The organism is Pontibacter sp. HSC-14F20 (assembly GCF_019599265.1).
GTDB lineage: Bacteria > Bacteroidota > Bacteroidia > Cytophagales > Hymenobacteraceae > Pontibacter.
The window spans coordinates 1-18,442 of the sequence record NZ_JAHZTC010000013.1; the positions used below are offsets into that span (position 1 = coordinate 1).

Annotated in this window: 11 protein-coding genes; 5 read left to right on the top strand and 6 right to left on the bottom strand. The window is 51.9% G+C overall.

The window, feature by feature from the left end:
* Positions 1-4,564: InlB B-repeat-containing protein (locus tag K3G39_RS13255; protein ID WP_220626655.1), on the bottom strand; the 4,564-nt coding region annotated here is incomplete at its 3' end.
* 838 nt (positions 4,565-5,402) lie between these two features.
* Here K3G39_RS13255 and K3G39_RS13260 point away from each other — a divergent pair.
* On the top strand, positions 5,403-6,065 hold the full coding sequence (locus tag K3G39_RS13260; RefSeq protein ID WP_220626656.1) for a hypothetical protein: 663 nt from the start codon (positions 5,403-5,405) through the stop codon (positions 6,063-6,065).
* A gap of 102 nt (positions 6,066-6,167) precedes the next feature.
* The gene (dacB, locus tag K3G39_RS13265) at positions 6,168-7,562 is read left to right on the top strand and encodes a D-alanyl-D-alanine carboxypeptidase/D-alanyl-D-alanine-endopeptidase (protein ID WP_220626657.1); all 1,395 of its coding nucleotides are present in this window, start codon (positions 6,168-6,170) and stop codon (positions 7,560-7,562) included.
* 73 nt (positions 7,563-7,635) lie between these two features.
* Here dacB and K3G39_RS13270 read toward each other — a convergent pair whose 3' ends face one another.
* Complete coding sequence (locus K3G39_RS13270; RefSeq protein ID WP_220626658.1) at positions 7,636-7,968, bottom strand: hypothetical protein; 333 nt, start codon at positions 7,966-7,968, stop codon at positions 7,636-7,638.
* 294 nt (positions 7,969-8,262) lie between these two features.
* Between K3G39_RS13270 and K3G39_RS13275 the strand changes: the two genes are divergently transcribed.
* Together K3G39_RS13275 and K3G39_RS13280 are read left to right on the top strand one after the other, a co-directional pair.
* Positions 8,263-11,448, top strand: a complete 3,186-nt coding sequence (locus tag K3G39_RS13275; RefSeq protein ID WP_220626659.1) for an AsmA family protein — start codon at positions 8,263-8,265, stop codon at positions 11,446-11,448.
* A 159-nt stretch (positions 11,449-11,607) separates the two neighbouring features.
* On the top strand, positions 11,608-12,027 hold the full coding sequence (locus tag K3G39_RS13280; protein ID WP_220626660.1) for a DoxX family protein: 420 nt from the start codon (positions 11,608-11,610) through the stop codon (positions 12,025-12,027).
* 18 nt (positions 12,028-12,045) lie between these two features.
* Here the strand turns inward: K3G39_RS13280 and K3G39_RS13285 are convergent, their stop codons facing one another.
* The 4 genes from K3G39_RS13285 to K3G39_RS13300 all read right to left on the bottom strand — a co-directional run bounded on the left by K3G39_RS13285 (position 12,046) and on the right by K3G39_RS13300 (position 17,089).
* The gene (locus K3G39_RS13285) at positions 12,046-12,507 is read right to left on the bottom strand and encodes a TerB family tellurite resistance protein (RefSeq protein ID WP_220626661.1); all 462 of its coding nucleotides are present in this window, start codon (positions 12,505-12,507) and stop codon (positions 12,046-12,048) included.
* Between the two features lie 82 nt (positions 12,508-12,589).
* The gene (locus K3G39_RS13290) at positions 12,590-13,405 is read right to left on the bottom strand and encodes an alpha/beta hydrolase (RefSeq protein ID WP_370627262.1); all 816 of its coding nucleotides are present in this window, start codon (positions 13,403-13,405) and stop codon (positions 12,590-12,592) included.
* An 11-nt stretch (positions 13,406-13,416) separates the two neighbouring features.
* Positions 13,417-16,194 carry a cation-transporting P-type ATPase gene (locus tag K3G39_RS13295; RefSeq protein ID WP_220626662.1) on the bottom strand — a complete coding sequence of 926 codons (2,778 nt, stop codon included), beginning with the start codon at positions 16,192-16,194 and terminating at the stop codon, positions 13,417-13,419.
* Positions 16,195-16,315: 121 nt separating this feature from the next.
* Complete coding sequence (locus K3G39_RS13300) at positions 16,316-17,089, bottom strand: SDR family NAD(P)-dependent oxidoreductase (RefSeq protein ID WP_255594318.1); 774 nt, start codon at positions 17,087-17,089, stop codon at positions 16,316-16,318.
* 276 nt (positions 17,090-17,365) lie between these two features.
* Between K3G39_RS13300 and K3G39_RS13305 the strand changes: the two genes are divergently transcribed.
* Positions 17,366-18,442, top strand: a complete 1,077-nt coding sequence (locus tag K3G39_RS13305; protein ID WP_255594319.1) for an efflux RND transporter periplasmic adaptor subunit — start codon at positions 17,366-17,368, stop codon at positions 18,440-18,442.

An 18,442-nucleotide genomic window follows, 5' to 3' on the forward strand; every position in this document is an offset into this window, starting at 1 on the left:
CCACTGTGCCCGGCGCAGTGTTGGCCCGGATGTTGAGCTTGGTGCTGGAGAGCTCAGAGAGGGCGATCACCGCTCCGTTTTCAAGCTGGAAGTGATCCTGCTCGGTGTGGGAGTTGACCAGCGTGAAGCTAGTCACCTGCTGTTGAGTGGTGGAGGCCGTAAAGGTAGCTGTCACACTCTTATTGCCGTCCATGGTCAGCTGTAGCGGGTTCTGGGAGCCAGAGGCATTACCGCTCCAGCCGGCAAACTGGAAGCCAGCTGCAGGGGTAGCCGTGAGCGTGACCACGGTGCCGGCCGTATACGTGCTCTGCTCCGGATTACGGCTCACCGTGCCGCTGCCTATCGTAGTTAGCGTTAGGTTATAACGGTCGGTCGGAGTTTCGGGCTGATCCACCACATTGAAGGAGATGGTGAGCGGGGTTCCGGCCGCACCGGTTCCGTTGGCGCCGGCATACGGGGTGGCCGTCAGGGTATAGGTGCCTGTTGCCGGCGGGTTCCAGTTGCCGAAGTAGTAGTTACCGCGTCCGTCATCGCCGTGCAAGGCGTAGGGGGCGGCGTTGTCAGTGTAGGTCCTCGACTGGGTGCCGCTCAGCTCCAGCTTGACGCTGCCCACTGTGCCCGGCGCAGTGTTGGCCCGGATGTTGAGCTTGGTGCTGGAGAGCTCAGAGAGGGCGATCACCGCTCCGTTTTCAAGCTGGAAGTGATCCTGCTCGGTGTGGGAGTTGACCAGCGTGAAACTAGTCACCAGTGGGCCGGTTGGCAGGGCCTCAATGGTGGCTGAAACAGTCTTATCCTGGTCCATGGTTACTGTCGTATTGGGCTCGGTGCCTGTAGCAGCTCCGCCCCAACTCACAAAACGGAAGCCGTCGGCTGGCGTGGCTGTGAGTGTCACCACGGTACCTGCTACGTAGGTGGCCGCAGCGGGCTGGGCAGTAATAGAGCCGTTAGCAGGCTGCGTGATAGTCAGAGCGTACATGGTCGGCGGGATGAGCTCAAACGTAGCCGAGACTTGCTTGTCTGCATCCATCGTCACGGTCGCAGTAAGCACATTGCCAGACGCATCGCCCGTCCACCCCGTAAAGCGGTAACCACTAGCTGGGGTTGCTGTCAACGTTACCACCGTGCCGGCTTCATAAGAAGGGGCGCTTGGATCAGCGCTGATAGTGCCGTTTTCAGGCTGGTTCAGCGTAAGGGCATACATGGTTGGCGGTATGACTTCGAACGTAGCTGAGACAGCTTTGTCAGCATCCATAGTTATACTCACAGTGAGCTCACTGCCAGAAGCGTCTCCAGTCCAGCCCACGAACTGGTAGCCGTCGGCTGGTGTAGCTGTGAGTGTGACCACGGTGCCGGCCACGTAGGTAGCTGCGGATGGGGCAGCGGAGATAGAACCGTTTTCAGGTTGGTTCAACGTCAGGGCATACATGGTCGGTGGAATAACTTCAAAATTGGCAGAGACAGTCTTGTCAGCGTCCATGGTCACCATCACAGTAGACTCTGAGCCAGACGCATCACTTGACCAATTCACAAAGCGATAGCCGCTTGCCGGTATAGCCACTAGCGTCACCACAGTGCCTTCACTGTACTTGCCATCCTGGTCTGCAGTCGGATTAATGCCGATAGTTCCGTTTATTGGTTCTGTGATTGTCAGCGTATAGGTTGGAATTGGTTCAAATGTGGCCGAGACAGTCTTATCAGCGTTCATAGTCACAGACGTAGTGAGATCCGTTCCGGAGGCGTCTCCTGACCATCCAGTGAAGCGGAAACCATCGTCCGGTATGGCTCTTAGTGTGACCTCCGTGCCGGCCACGTACGTAACAGCCTCTGGATCAGCCTCGATAGAACCATTTTCAGGATCATTGAGTGTCAACGTGTACGTGGTCGGCGGGATGAGCTCAAACGTAGCCGAAACGTTCTTGTCAGCGTCCATAACTAGCTGCAGCGGGTTTACGATACCGGACGCAGCTCCCATCCAGCCAGTAAACTGGTAGCCAGCGGCTGGGATAGCAGTTAGCGTTACCTGCGTGCCTTCAGTGTATTTGCCATCCTGATCTGCCTCCGGAGTATAGCTGATCGTGCCGGAGCCGTTGTCGGGATTTGTGATTGTCAGTGTATAGGTTGGGATGGCTTCGAAAGTTGCTGAGACGGTCTTGTTACCGTTCATGGTCAGGGCAAGCGGATTTGTAGTGCCTGTGGCGTCGCCTGTCCAGCCTGAAAAGCGGAAGCCAGGTGATGAGTTAGCCGTAAGCGTTACTACGGTGCCAGCTTCGTAGGTATCACCAGCTGGCTCATGGCTGATCGAACCGTTTTCAGGTTGGTTCAACGTCAGCGTGTACATGGTTGGCGGGAGGGCCTCAAAGGTCGCTGTTACTGTTCTGTTGCCGTTCATGGTCACGGTCGCAGTGAGCTCGCTGCCAGACGCATCACCGCTCCAGCCTGAGAAAAGGAAGCCGTCGGCAGGTATAGCCGTGAGCGTGACCACCGTGCCTTCGCGGTATATACCTGCCTGATCTGGTGCTGGATCTGCGGTAACCGTGCCATTGCTCGGTTCTGTGATTGTCAGTGTGTAAGTTGGTATCAGCTCGAAGGTGGCCGAAATTGTCTTATCCGAATTCATGGACAGCTGCAGCGGATTGGTAGTGCCAGAGGCATCGCCTGTCCAACCGGTAAAGCGATAACCGTCTTCTGCTGTAGCTGTTAGTGTCACCACGGTACCTGCTACGTGGGTGGCCGCAGACGGCTCAGCTGCGATAGAGCCGTTCTGAGGTTGGGTGAGCGTCAGGGAGTACATCGTTGGCGGAATGATCTCGAAGGTGGCCGAGACGGTTTTGTCGCCGTCCATAGTTACGACTGTAGTAACAGAGTTACCCGAAACCGCACCGCCCCAACCTACGAAGCGATAGCCAGCCTCTGGTGTAGCTGTCAAAATCACATTGGTACCGTCTCTATACTTACCATCCTCGTTTGGTGCCGGATTCGTACTGATCGTGCCGTTACTTGGCTCTGTGATTGTCAACGTATAGGAAGGAATCGGTTCAAACGTAGCCGAGACTGTCTTACTAGCGTCCATGGTCAGCTGCAACGGGGTCTCGGAGCCCTCAGCGTCTCCCGTCCAGCCAACGAATCGGAAGCCATCGGCCGCCGTGGCCGTCAGTGTTACCACGGTGCCACTAGTATACTTGCCGTTCTGGTCAGGTGCTGGATTGGCACTAATGGTTCCATTTGTGGGAGGAGTAATCGTAAGGGTGTAAGCATCGCTTACTACTATGGTGATTTCTTCTTCGTCATACTGCGGAACAGCCCCGTTATCAGCTAACCTGATTTTAAATTTATAAGTACCAGTTTCGGAGGGCGTCCAGCTAAAAAAACCATTTATATTACTCGTGCTTCTTGTAAAAACGTTTTCAGCTCCAGTATAATCTCCCCCTGGTGAAGTTGTAACACTTATAGGTCCTTTATCTGTAGGCGCATCAATTAAAGAAAAAACTCTGGCTTGTTTCATAGGTTGTGAACCTTGCCCTTCGTTATTGATGTCGGAACCAGAAAGCGCGAAAACCAGCGCTTCCCCTACTGCTGCAGTTTTATTTCCAATCGGGTTTAATACAGGCGCGGCATTTACAGTCGTATTAAACACTTTGATATGGCCGGCATTCCTCTCATCCCGCACTCCCATGTTAAAATTAAATCTACCAACAGTTGCATTGGTTGGAGTCCAGGAGAAATGGCCCTCTGGTGTGACTGTGGCACCCGGAGGCACAACCTGCGTGCTTGAGTAATTTGAAAGTGAGAAGAACAACTGCTGAGCCGGTAGGTCTGGATCAGTAGCCGTTGCTGTGAAAGTGAGTTCCTGGCCTACTGCCACAATCTGCGGAGCAGGCTGATCTACTACAGGTGGGCGATTTGCTTCCGTAACATTTATCTTAAATTGAACAGTATCATCTGATGTCCCATCCGATACCCTGGCAGTTAACAAATAAACGCCTGGGCCCTGCTCTTCTGTGGGTGTCCAGGTGAATGTCTTGGTGCTGGAGTTAAAGGCTGCACCTGTAGGTAAGTCTTCCATGGTGTATACCAGGTTGCCTGCGGGAGTATCGCCATCGGTAGCATCAAAAGTAGCAGCAGGAAGAGTCAGTGCTACCATCTCTACAAGATTTCTATTAGGAACCGGCTTCATTACCGGTGCACAGGCTTGTCCAGGCGTTATGGTAGAAGTAACTTCTACCTCGTCCGTAATGGTACATGAGCCACTGGTTACAGTAAGTACATATGTTCCCGGTACGGTAACAACCGGGTTTTTGACACTACTGGTGTAGCCATTCGGACCAGTCCATTTGAAAAGCACACCATTCTGAAAAGCAGGGTTACCTATGGTCACGCTGGGAGTGGCACAGGATAACTCTTTTGGATCTCCTGCTTCAGCATAAGGTATTGTAATATTCCTTAATGAGAAACCTTTTGCTGTTCCGTTTCCAAACTCAGTTCTCCCAGTTAATGAAAACTGACCACCCTTCATTCCCGGCACTATGCTGATAGTAGTTACCGTAGGACCTACTATAACACTCATACGCTGACCAACTGAGTTTATAGAGTCCGTGCCACCGACTATGTAAGAGTCTGTGCTTGTTGAACTCAAAATCCACACATAATTGGTTACATCACCTGTCTGTACAGGAATGGAATAAGTGACAGGTGTGGTACCCAGGCACAGCGGCGAAGGGCCGGAAATTGTTTGAGCAAGTCCGGTAGCCGGTTGTAAAAAGATAGATGATAATAGAAACAGGAAGAGTGGAATTAAGAATTTTGTTCTTGATTCCTGGGGAAGCAAGGTGACTTGGCCTCTGCTAACTGGCAGGCGCCCTTTACCTTGCAGGGACTCAAAACTAAAAGCCCTTCCATCCCGGGTCCGGGTGTAAAGATTGTCATTCATAATTTTTTGTGGTTTTGTGAAAAAATAATACAATTGATAGTCTAAACTGATTTTGAAACAAATGGCTAATGATTAGTTAAGGGAATGAGCGTTTAAATAGGATTTAAAGAATTAGTTGTTAAACTATTTTAATTAATGAGTACGGATGTGTTATAATTCTATCAATAAAAATTTTAACTTATTTACTTATGAATAGTGAATAGAGCTAATATGAGGGTGAATGGCATAAAATAGGAGGTAAGCAAAATGTTGTGACTTTGTTAATATGTATTTAAAAAGGGATAATTATGATTGGTATTTTTATAAATTGTATGAATGAACTTCTGATGTTCTTTTGCTATACCTCTAAAATATTATAGTCAGTATAAAAGCCAATGTGGAATTACTATATGCTGCGCAAATAGCGAGAGATATGTAAACATGCTCCAGTTTGCTGCGTTATGAGGGGGAGTGTATTAACCTAAATAATATAGCTATGAACAGAAACAACGCGTATAACGATCGCCCCCGCAAGAACCATTACGCCGACTTCGATGAACACGGCAATGCCCGCACCGGTAACACCAACAGCCTCTCACGCTTCAACCCTGAAAGCAGCCAGCGCAGGAGTGATCGCGACCGCTACGAGCGCGGCAGGATGTCCCATGGTACACGCGCTTATGGTGACTTCAGTGGCGGAACACGCTACGGCGAAGGGGGCAGCACTTATGGCGGCGGCTCTGCCTACGGACCATCGAACTATGGGATGTCAGGTCGGGAAAGACCAAGCCACATGGGCGGCGACCGCAACTACTACGACCACAACGAGCACAGCCGTCAGAATTATGGCCATTCCGGAGGCTCTAACTATAGTGGCCGCATGAACGATGAATCGGGTAGAGGGTATCGTGGTACGGGCTACATAGACAGCAATCAGTCAAGGTCCGGCTACCGGAACGAGGACAGAGGCAACAGAGGCTACAACCGCAGCTTCGACGAGTTCCGCGACACAGGCTACGGCTCCACCAGGTATAACAACCGCGACGAAGACCGGGAGCGCAGCGCCTACAACAACTGGGGCCACAACCAGCAGCGCCGGTCCGAGGACGAGCGTGGCAATGACGATCGTAACAGATACCGCGATAACCAGAACTGGTAGAAATAGGATTTAATAAGGAGAACGGCCGCTTATTCGCAGGAATAAGTGGCCGTTTTGATTTTAGGTTTGGGGATAACCGGCAGAAATGCGTAATTTTTGGTTATGAAAACCCGCATTACCTCATTCACCTTCTTTGTTGCCTGTTTGCTGACACTACAGCATACCTGGGCGCAGTCGGTAGCCTCTAAAATTACTACCGCTTTCCAGAAATTCGAAGCTGATTCGCAGCTGCAGAATGGCATCGCCTCGCTATATGTGGTGGACGCTATAACAGGGGAGGTCGTATACGATCGCAACAGCAAAATCGGGCTGGCCCCGGCCTCTACCATGAAACTCATCACGAGCATCAGCGCCTACGAACTGCTTGGGAAAGACTTCCGCTACGAAACGAAATTTGCCCTTCGTAAAAACGGAAAGCAAACGTCGCTCCTCATCATACCCAGCGGTGACCCAACGTTGGGGAGCTGGCGCTGGCCTGTAACAAAAGAAGGCGTTGTGCTGAAAGATATCGTGCGTGCGATGCAGCGTGCAGGTATAAAAACGGTAAGCGAAGTGATAGTGAGTAACGAGGGCTGGAACGAAGAGACCGTGCCTGACGGGTGGATGTGGCAGGATATTGCCAACTACTACGGAGCAGGCGCAGCCAAGCTCAACTGGCGCGAAAACCAGTACGATGTCATCCTTAAGTCGGGCAAGCAGATTGGTGAGCCTGTTTCGATTGTGAAGACGGTACCGAACCTAAACGGCTATGGCTTGCGCTCCGAGCTGACTTCCGCCGCTGCGGGTACTGGCGATAATGCCTATATTTACTTCCCGGTGGGCAATTCTACAGCCGCCATCCGGGGTACTATACCTGTTAACGAAAGCAGTTTCAAGATTTCGGGCGCACTTCCTTCGGGCGCGAATCAGTTCGTAAGCATGCTGGCCGATACACTCCGTACAATCGGCATCAGCATGCCGCAGCAGGCCGTTTTACAGCACGAGGGTATACCGCAGCAAGGCTATACCTTCTTCCATACCGTTACCTCCCCGCCACTCGATAGTATCGTGTACTGGTTCAACCGTAAGAGCATTAACCTGTATGGCGAAGCACTGGCCAAAACAATTGCATTTGCCGATGGCAGCAGCAGCGACACCCGCCAGGGCCTGAACAAGATCCGGCAGCACTGGAAAAGCAAAGGGATTGCCGAATCTGAACTGGCGATGGTAGACGGCTCCGGACTTTCTCCGCTCAACCGCGTGACGACCCATGCCCAGGTGCAAATGCTGCTGCATGCCCGTCAGCAGAACTGGTGCCTAGGTTTACATGAATCACTGCCCACTTTCAATGGCATGAAAATGAAGAGTGGTACCATACGCGGCGTAAAAGGCTATACCGGTTACCACAAAGCCAAAGACGGCCGGGAATACCTTTTCTCTTTCGTGGTGAATAACTACAATGGCTCGGCCTCATCACTTGTGAAAAAAATGTATGTGGTGCTGGATGAACTAAAGTAAGGTATAACTACTACAACAGGTATAAAGAAAAAGCCCCGACTACTGCCGGGGCTTTTTCTTTTTAGGCATTGCCTTAGTTATTTCTTTCCTTGTTTTTCATATCCGGGTCCGTAATTGTGCTCGGGTTCGGCTGGTTGTTGCGGAACTCCTTGTCGGTGCCGTCAGCGCCACGGGTGGTTGTGGTGGGGTTAGCATTAGAGCCCTGCGGACTTTTCTGTTCCCTCGGATTGTCCTTGCCGTGCTTGGCACCACCGCTGCTTCCCTCACGACTTGGCTTGTTCTCGCCACGGGTGTTGTCAGCGCCGCCTGCCACCGGGCCGGTCTGCTTGCCTTTGCCCAGACCACTTACGCCTTCACCTTTTCTTGAATTCGGATCTTCAGGGATATTTCTATTGTTGTCGCTCATGGTTTGTTTTCTTTTAGGTAGAACATAATGGTTAACCCTGTACTTAACCCCAGAGTTGGTTAGTTGTACGGTCCCCAGCTGGGTTTAGGTTAAAAATATTTGGCCAGGACCGGACCTGAAGCTACTACAAATAATAGAATAGGAAACCAAGCCAAGAGGCGGGCTTTATATAGTATAAAACTATATAACACAGGAGGTTCGGGCAGGAGCGGGCCAATCAAACTTTCTCTTGAAAAGAGAGTTTAAGTAGAAGCAAACCGGAAACTAAGCTTCGGTCAGGCAATGCAATCTGTTATGAAAACGCGCTCCTTCGTTAAAATTTTTCTGCTGGTAGCCGGACTATTGCTCATGCTAGTGCTGGCTGCTCAGTTTCTCTTGGCACCGCTCTATCAGGAGAAACTGCCGGTTTTCATCAGAACAACACTCACCAAAGATCCCAATCTGGTGCTGGCGCCTTTTCAGTCCGATATCTCCAACTGGAAAAATTTCCCTTACCTGACCCTCACACTCGATAATATTTCACTGAAGGACACGAGCGGTGCCCAGCCCGTAGAAGTATTGGCCGTCAGGCATGCTCAGGTGCTGGTGCCGGTGCTGCAGTGGCCCTTTAGTAAGCTCCGGATCAGCAAGCTATACCTCGATGGCCTCACGTTTCATCAGCAGGTAGATTCGACAGGCCATAAGCGCAGCCTCAGCTTTGGCAAAGAAGAAAAGCAGGACGACGATTCAGGCAGTTTCACGTTGAACATTCCGCAGATCAGGATAAGCAATGCCCGGTTTTTGAGCGAAAACCACTACAAGGAGAGCGCTTTTTCGATACAACTACTCGACTCTGACCTGGCAGCAGAGCTAAGCGATAATAGCCTCAAAATAAAAGGCAAACTGGAGGGGAAGATCAACTACATCAGCAGCCGTGACCTGCGCCTTTTCGAGGACAGAAACTTTACGGCCGATGCGCGCTATACCTACGACCTACAAAACAAGCTGGGAAGAATTGAAGAGAGCAGGGCTGTCCTCAACGAAAATGAAGTGCTGATCTCGGGAACGCACCAAAAGATGGATAATGGGCCGGGCTCAGAACTGGACCTGCACTTTAAAGGAGAGCAACCTTTTTTCTTTCTGCTCAACCAGATGAATTCCGTCCGGTCTATACCTTTGCTCCGGCAGGTGGAGAGCGATGGACGCGTGATGCTGCACTACCACATTGCCGGCCACTCCGGGCCAACAGAACGTCCCAGAAACAAGCTGCACTTTGCTTTGCAGGATGGTAAACTACACTGGCCCACCAGCCGCATCACGCTATCGCATATACAGGTAGCCGGACTATTGGACAACGGGCCGAAGCATTCATCAGAGTCGAGTACATTTACCTTGCAGCGCCTGTCGGTTCGTACCGGCAACGACAGCCTGCAACTCAAAGCGAAGATTACAGATTTTACCAAACCCTACGTAGAGGCACGTATCAGCGGGAGCTATACCCTGGATAGCCTGGCGGACCTGATGCCACCGGATTACCTCTCCTTGCCGCGCGGTACGCTGGCCGGCGACGTGACCATCAGGGGGAATCTGTACGCCACCGAGGACCGGCAGCGGGAGCAGGACTTACAATGGCAGGGGGCTATAAGCCTGCAGGGAGTTGGTTTTCAGCCGGCAAAACTCACGGTACCCTTCACCGACCTGAACGGGGAGGCGAAGCTGGCAGGTAACGAGCTGCGGCTGCAAGGTATGGGGGGCAAAATGGGCGGACAGTCTTTTTCGGTAGAAGGATCTATGCGCGATGTGATGAATTACCTTATGGGGCAGCAGCAAACGGTGACGATAAACGGGGCCATCAAACTGAAGCAGGTAAATACCGCCTGGCTCAAGCTGAAGTCTGATCCTAAAATCAATGGGCAGCAAGTAGCATCGACAAATTCAGCAGTGGTAACTACAACGATCCTACCTGAATTCCTGAGACTGAATATGCGGCTGGTGTGTGAACAGCTCAACCTTGAGGAAGCCTCCGTGCATAACATGCAGACCAGGCTCAAAAGTAATGGCAAGCGCCTTACGCTCTCCGATATTGGTTTGACCTCGCAGGGGATTACGGTGACAGGAAACGTAACAGCGCCAAACGACAACCGGAAATTACATGCCGCTAACATACAACTGGCAGCGCAGATGGACACCCTGGATCTGAACAGCCTGCAGCAGGTGAATGCGATTGCCGGCTCGGCTGGGGGCGGTAAAAAAACAACGACGGCTGACAAAGCCGAAGGTATGGCTTTCCTGACACCACTGCAGAAGGTGGACCTGTTGCTGCGTGTAAAGCATATCGACCTGCCCGGGGAGGAAGACCTGCAGCATCTGTCCGTTCGCCTGCATAAAAACAAGAGCCATGTGACGATGCAATCGATGCGTTTCAAGACTTCGAAAGGCGGTGTGGCCTCTGCTGAGGGCGGCTTCTACCTGATCAGTTCAAAATTGACCCGGCCATACCTGAACGTGAACCTGCAATATGATTTTCTGGACCTGCAGGCCTTTATGCAGAATTTCGCAGCGCTAAAAACACTGCTGCCTACCGAACAGCCACAAGATCTGGCGGAAAAGAAAACCGAAGACGGGATAAGCACAAAGCTGCGGGAGAAGGTATACGATCTGGGGCTGCATGTAGAAGCGCAGGAATTGAAGTACGACTACCTGAAGGGAAGCAACCTGGAGATAAAGGCCCGCATGAACCGCGAGCAGGCGCAGCTCGACAAGCTATACCTGCACGCCTTTGGCGGAAAGATTTTTTCAAACGGCATGATGTACCTGAATGAGCCCTCTGACACCATTCCCGTCCGGCTGAAAGCGCAGGTACAGGATGTCGATCTGGAGCAACTGTTTGCGGTAGCCGAGCAGATGGAACTGGATATGCTGGGAAGCAGGAATATAAAAGGCAAAGCAGACTGCAACATAGCTGTCCATACCAAGCTGGACGGGACCTTTGCTCCGAGCTTCGACCGTACGGTTGCCTATACCCAGGCCACTTTCCGGTCTATGGAGCTGATCGATATCAAGCCTATACAGGAAGCTCTGGGTTTCATGCGGAAGGAGCGTACCGAGCATCTTTTCTTTGAGGATGTAAATGCTGATTTTGTGCTCTATAAGAATAAGTTTGTCGCGCCTAGTTTCAGTATGCATAACAACCTGTCGTCTTTCGACCTCCGGGGCTCCTATACCATGCGAGGGGAGGCCAGCCTGAGTATTGATATCAACATTTTCAACATCCTCTTCGGCAACAACCAGCGCCGCATTGAGCAGATACAGGAAGATTCGCTGTCGCTGAACAAGAGCGAAAACAGACAGCACCTGCTGCTGGTGCGCGAGCAGGACAAATACAAAGTGAAACTCAGCAACCGCCGGGAAAGAGAAGGCATTTCGCTTGTGCTGCGCAATGAATTTCAGGATGTGTTGGAACAATACCAGATCGATACGGCTTTCACCGAAATCAAATAGCCCGGCTACTTAACTTGAAGTAGTAACCAAAATTGCCTTTTCGCGCAGCAGTTGGCCGATCAGATTAGGTCAACATTATAAGCCGAAAAATCGTTATTTTTCGTATGTAATCGCTTGTATGACAGCCTGCTAACTGATCAGGTATAAATCTCTGAAACTATGGATAGATTTCTGGGGCCCTACAGCCCGCAACTGTATGCCATCCTGCGCATTGTGGCCGGATTGATGTTTGCCATGCATGGTACCCAAAAGCTCTTCGGCTGGCCCGGCGACGGCAACACCGTAGAAATAGCCTCGCTGATGGGCTTTGCAGGTATAGTAGAACTGGTCACAGGACTCATGATTGCCTTTGGTTTTCTGACGGGTTGGGCAGCCTTTATTGCCAGTGGTCAGATGGCGGCGGCTTTTTTTATGGCACACATGCCCGAAGGCTGGAATCCGCTGCTCAACAACGGGGAAAAAGCCTTGTTGTACTGTTTTCTTTTCCTGTACATGGCTGCACGCGGTTCCGGCATCTGGAGTATCGACGGGGCCACGGGGCGGGGTTCACAACCTAATAGTCGAAGCAGGCATACCTGAGGTTACAGCTATTGGAATTTAGGGATGCATTTTGTCTTTGTTAGAGTTCAGTACATCCCGGACGATTTCGTGCGCTTCTTTCTCGTCCATATCCAAAGCCGAGCTTAGGTACCGTATCAACTCTTCCTCCTTTTCGCTAACCACAGAATCTGACAGCACCAGTTGGATGGTATGGGCAAACAGGGTAGGGCGGTTCTCCTCCGAGATCAGGTCTACTGAGTTATCGATCAGTAATTTGCTGCCGAGCTGCACGTGGGCGTAGAACACATTCCGGCTGTAGGCCATAATATCGTGTCCTTCGAACAGTGCCCGATCGGCCATGGTCTGCGCCATTTCGTCCAGTTCTTCGTCGGCCACATCGTCGTCTACGGCCACGCAGGCGTGCATTATGGCAATCCAGGCTTCCTGTTCGTTTTGTGGGGTGTAGGTATAGGAGTCAGGTATGTTTGTCCGACCGGTTGTGTTAAAAACGCCTTCCATGTTTTCTTCTTTTTTCGTGTTTTAATTTTTATTGCCACAGTGCCTTTTTTAGGTGTAGCACCATGCATGATCAGGTATAAGTTCAGGGCGCTGCAGGTGACAGCTTGCTGAGCACTTTTGCCAGTTTGCGCCGGAAAGCCGGGTTCTCGTTCATGCCGTTATGGCCCTGGCCTTTGAGCAATATGACCTGGTCCGACGGTTTTAAATGTGCCTTCAGCTTTTCGGAGGAGCCCGGATAAATGATCTCGTCCAGCTCACCATGAAAAATAGCGATGGGCGATTTGGTTTGCGCCACAAAGGTATACGTCTCGAATTTGTAACGAAGCAGAAAACCCGGCACCAAAGGATACAGGCTTTGCATTAAATCGCTGAGACTATAATAAGGCGCCTGCAGCAGCAGTAAAGTGGGTGTATGCAGAGAAGATAGCCGCGCTGCTGCAGCCGTTCCGATGGAGTAGCCGGCGACAATGATCTGCTGGCCGCTATACCTGCCCGCCACTTCCAGAAAGGCTGCCTCAGCATCGTCGTAAAACTGGCGCTCGCTGCTTATCTTGCCCTGGCTTTTGCCATAGCCTCGGTAGTCGAGCACAAACACATCATAGCCCAGGGCGGTATAGGCCTGGTGCACCCAACCCCAACTCGCCACTGAACCCGCGTTGCCGTGCAGGTAAAATACCAGCCCCTTTGTCGCATCCGCCTTAAAAAGCAAGCCATGCAGCAGTACACCATCAGCTGCAGGTATAGTTATTTCCTCTGCATTCCGGTCGAACCTGAATGTGTAGTCTGCCGGAAGTTTCTCCGGAAAGAAAATCAGTTTCTCCTGCTGAAATGAAATAAAACCCATCATCAAAAGGTATAGGATACAAACTAAAACCGCCGCCTTGAGTACCTGCTTCACCAAGGTATAGCTTAGGATTGCGGATCTTCCTTTTCAGCGGCTTTCAGCCTTTTAGCAACCAGGCGGAAGCGGATCTGCTTCTCAATTGATACGATCGTAAACACGACCGCGCCTGCTCCAAAAATGCGCAGCAGCTGCATGACATTGAGCGGACCAGAGCCAAAGAGCATGTTCATGAACGGGGTGTAGATGAAGAGCGCCTGAGCCAGAAACATAACGGCAATACCAATGTATACCCACTTGTTTGTGAACCAGCCAATCTGGCTGTTTGGCCTCACCAGCGAGCGGCAGCTAAGCAGGTAAAAGGATTCTACCACCACAAACACCGTCGTTACCACTGTTTGGGCCTCTGTTAGTGTTGCGCCCTGCTCCGTTTCGTACAGAAAAAGGCCGTATGCGGCTATGAGCATGAGCACACCCACCAGCAGCGTACGCAGGATCAGCTTGGTAGTAAGCAGCGGTTGGTCCGAAGGACGAGGCGGGCGGTCCATGATGCCGGGTTCTTTGGGCTCGAAAACCAAAGTGAGGCCCAGCAGCACCGAAGTGGTCATGTTTATCCAGAGCAGCTGCACGGGTTGGATGGGAAGTTGGGAACTGAGCGCAATAGCCAGCAACACCACCAGCGCCTCACCCAGATTAGTAGGCAGCGTCCAGACAATAAACTTGGTCAGGTTATCGAATACGCCGCGGCCTTCTTCCACAGCACCTTCTATCGACGAAAAATTGTCATCGGTGAGCACCATGTCCGAGGCGTCTTTGGCTACGTCGGTTCCGGTGATGCCCATGGCTATACCTATGTTGGCTTGCTTGAGGGCCGGCCCGTCGTTCACGCCGTCGCCGGTCATGGCCACCACCCGGCCGCGCGACTGCAGTGCTTTGACCAACCTTAATTTCTGTTCTGGTGCCACGCGGGCAAATACAGCGGTTTTCTCCACGAGGTCAGGCAGTTCCTGATCGCCGATCCGCTGCAGTTCCTTGCCAGTCACGGCGACAAGCTTTCCGTTTTCCTGATGGCCTTTCAAACCGATCTGGCTGGCAATGGCAGCGGCTGTTACAGCATGGTCGCCGGTGATCATTTTTACATCTATACCTGCACGCTGGCACAGGCCCACGGCTTCCATCGCTTCTTTGCGGGGGGGATCGATCATGCCCTGCAGGCCGAGGAAAACTAGGTCTGAGTTGGTGTGTTCATGGTCTAGCCGTGGCAGTCCGTCTGTTGCGTCCAGCATGGCAAAAGCCAGTACTCGCAGTCCCTCACTCGCCATTTGCTCCACATTCTTTTCAATGCGCTCTTGGTCTAATTCACCCAACTCACCGTTTGGCAGGAGGGCTTTGCTGCTGCGCTCCATCACGGCTTCTACAGAGCCTTTCAGGTATATAACCGGGCGCTCGCCGCCGTGCAGCGTGGCCATGTACTGGTTTTCCGATTCGAAAGGTATAGCATCTTTGCGGGGCTGTTGTTCCTCCAGTTCTCTTTTCCCGAAGCCGGCTTTTCGGGCGGCGACTTCCAACGCTCCTTCGGTTGGGTCGCCTTCAATCAACCACTGCCCCTCCTTTTCCTTCAAGGAGCTGTCGTTGCACAGCAAGCCCGCTTTCAGGCATTCTTCCAGCGCTTTGTTGTTGCTCAGGTCTGCCTGTTTTTCTTCTTGCTGAATTTCACCCTCCGGCCGGTAGCCCAGTCCGCTAATCGTATACTGCTCGCCACCCGCCACGATCTGCTGCACGGTCATCTGGTTTTCGGTGAGTGTTCCGGTTTTATCAGAGCAGATGACGTTGGTGCTGCCCAAGGTTTCGACGGCCACCAGCTTGCGGATGATGGCGCGCCGCCTGGCCATTTTAGAGACGCCCAGCGCCAGCATAATGGTAACAGCCACAGGCAGACCTTCAGGTATAGCGCCCACCGCCAGGGCCACCGCCAGCATAAAGGTATCGGACGCATCTGCGCCGCGCAGGTATTCTACCAGAAAAACAACAGCCGAAAGCGCCAGAATTACCCACAGCAGCAAGCGGCTGAATTCTTTTATTTTGATGGTAAGAGGCGTGTCCAGCTCCTGCGCGCCCGAAATGGATTCCTGTATTTTGCCTACTTCGGTTTTGTCGCCGGTGGCCACTACCAGACCGGTCGCCTGCCCGTAGGTGACCACCGTGGAGGCGAATCCCATCGAAAAGCGGTCGCCTAGCACATCGTCTTCGGCCACGGGATCAGTGTGTTTCTCCACCGCCACCGACTCACCCGTTAATGCCGATTCGTCCACTTTCAGGTCGCGGGCCTGTACTAGCCGCACATCAGCCGGAAACTTGTCGCCGGAATGCAGCAGTACGATGTCACCGGGCACTAACTCCGAAGCGTCGATTTGTTGCTTGTTGCCACCGCGCAGCACACTGGCTTTAGCGGACATACTTTTGGACAGGGCGTCGATGGCTGCCAGCGCTTTTGACTCCTGAATATAGCCGATGATGGAGTTGATCAGGACAACCGCGAAGATAACACCCGAATCGATGTGCTCGCCGAGCAGAAATGATACAACAGTGGCGATCAGGAGGATGTAGATGAGCGGTTGGTGGAACTGAAGCAAAAACAGCACGAGCGCACTCTGCTGCTGTTTCTGCGTCATGACGTTGAGGCCGTATGTTTCCTGGCGGCTGGCGACTTCTTCGTCTGTTAATCCCTTTTGCTGGTCAACCTGCAGTAGTTCGAGTGCCTCCTGTGGGTCCAGGTTATGCCAGTGCCGGGGCTTATCTGGTGATAGGATAATATTATCAGTTCGTTTCTTTTCTGTTACACTCATATTAGCTTAACGTCTATACCTGCGGAGGCAGTGAAATGCTCGTGCAGACCTTTATAATCCTTATACAAGGTGAGTATCTGAATTATGAAAGCAGGTGGTATTCTGTAAGTAGTACGAATATTTACTGCGCCAGGTAAGCCCCATCCACGGCGTAGTAAGCGCCTGTCACGAACGAAGCCTTGTCAGAACTGAGCCATATAACCAGCTCCGCCACTTCTTCCGGTGCTCCCAACCGGCCGATCGGATGCTTGGATGTCAGGTACTGCAGTGTTTCCTCGTCCATGCTGTCTAGCAAGGGGGTTTTGATAAAGGCCGGCCCAACGGCGTTGACGCGTATACCTTGATTAGCATACTCTATGCCCCCGTTTTTGGTCAGGCCCACCACACCGTGTTTGGCTGCCACATATGCGGCTGAGTTGGCAAAGCCCACCTGTCCGAGTATAGAGGAATTATTGACAATGGCACCGCCGCCGTTCTGCAACATCTGCCGTATCTGGAAGTGCATGCAGTAAAACACACTGCTCAGGTTAATGCTGATTACTTTGTTCCAGCCCTCGATGCTCATGTCGCCAATCAGATTGGATTCACCGCCTATACCTGCATTGTTAAAGGCAACATCCAGCCGGCCAAATTTTTCGACGGCCTGCTGCACCATGCGCTCGCAGTCCTCCGGTTTTGACACATCGGCCTGCACAAAAACAGCCTGGCTCCCGAGTTGCTCAATTTCCCGCACGACCTGCAGACCGGACTTTTCGTCTATATCGGACACGACAACGCTGGCGCCTTCGCGGGCGTACAGCAGCGCAGCAGATTTGCCGATGCCGGATGAGCCTCCGGTCACGAGGGCCACTTTATTTTGGAATAGTTTTGTTTGATCCTGAGTCATGGCGTTCATAAATTTTATTCGTGCAGGTATAGGAGTTTACTTTCAGACAAATTTCGAAAGACCGGCAGGGCCGTTTTATGACCTGGATCATTTTTGAAAAAAGCATTTCTCAGTAATGCTCCCAATATGCTTCTTGGTTTACTTAAAATAATGAAATCATGTTCTGAATGTAGTACATTTGAAGCGCAGCACATTTTTTTCAGTTTTGCTGATGGCAGGTAGTATAACCGGCCCCGGGAGAAAATCCTGCTGCATAGTGTACTTTACATTTGAGCTATCATGTCAATGAAACACTATTTACAACTGCTTCTGCTAGTCCTCGTTTTCACTTCCTGCGGAGGCCAACAGGAAACCACAAACCCAACCGTGGAAGATATTTCGGAAGCCGTATACGCTTCCGGTCTCGTGAAGAGCCGCAACCAGTACCAGGTATACCCGGTCGTGAGCGGTATTATAGAGGAAATACTGGTAACTGAGGGTGACACCGTGCAGCAGGGCGAAACGCTGGTCCGGATCAACAACGATGCCGCCCAACTGAACACGGAAAATGCCCGCCTGGCTGCAGAGTATGCCCGCGTTGGTGCTAATGCCGAAAAGCTGTCCGAGCTGCAGGAGTCCATTGAAATGGCCCGCAGTCGCATGCGCAACGACTCGCTGCTGCTGGAGCGGCAGCGCAACCTGTGGGCCAACCAGATCGGTACCCGGGTGGAACTGGAACAGCGCGAACTGGCCTACAAAAACTCCCAAACTACCTACCGTTCAGCCCGCCTGCGCTACAGTGATCTCAAAAAACAACTCGATTTTGCCGCCCGCCAGTCGCAGAAAAACCTGCAGATCAGCCGGACCATGCGCGATGACTATACCGTGAAAAGCGAAACCAATGGCAAGGTATACAGTGTGCTGCGGGAAAAAGGAGAACTCGTGAGTCCGCAGGTGCCGATTGCGGTGGTAGGCGATGCAAATGAATTTATACTGGAGCTGCAGGTAGACGAGTATGACATAGCCCGCATACAGCCAGGCCAGCAGGTACTGCTCAACCTGGACAGTTACAAAGGGCGGGTATTTGAAGGGCGCATCACCAAGATCAACCCGGCCATGAATGAGCGCACCCGCTCTTTTACCGTGGAAGCTGCTTTTGTAACCCAGCCCGATGCGCTTTACCCCAACCTGACCACAGAGGCGAACATCATTATTCAGGCCAAAAAGGACGCCCTGACCATACCCCGCGAGTACCTGGTGGATGGTGCCTTTGTGCTAAATGAAAATGAAGAACGCATACCTGTGAAAACCGGGCTGAAGGACTACCAGAAAGTGGAAATAGTGGAGGGTCTGTCGAAAGAAGATGTGATCGTGAAGCCTTAG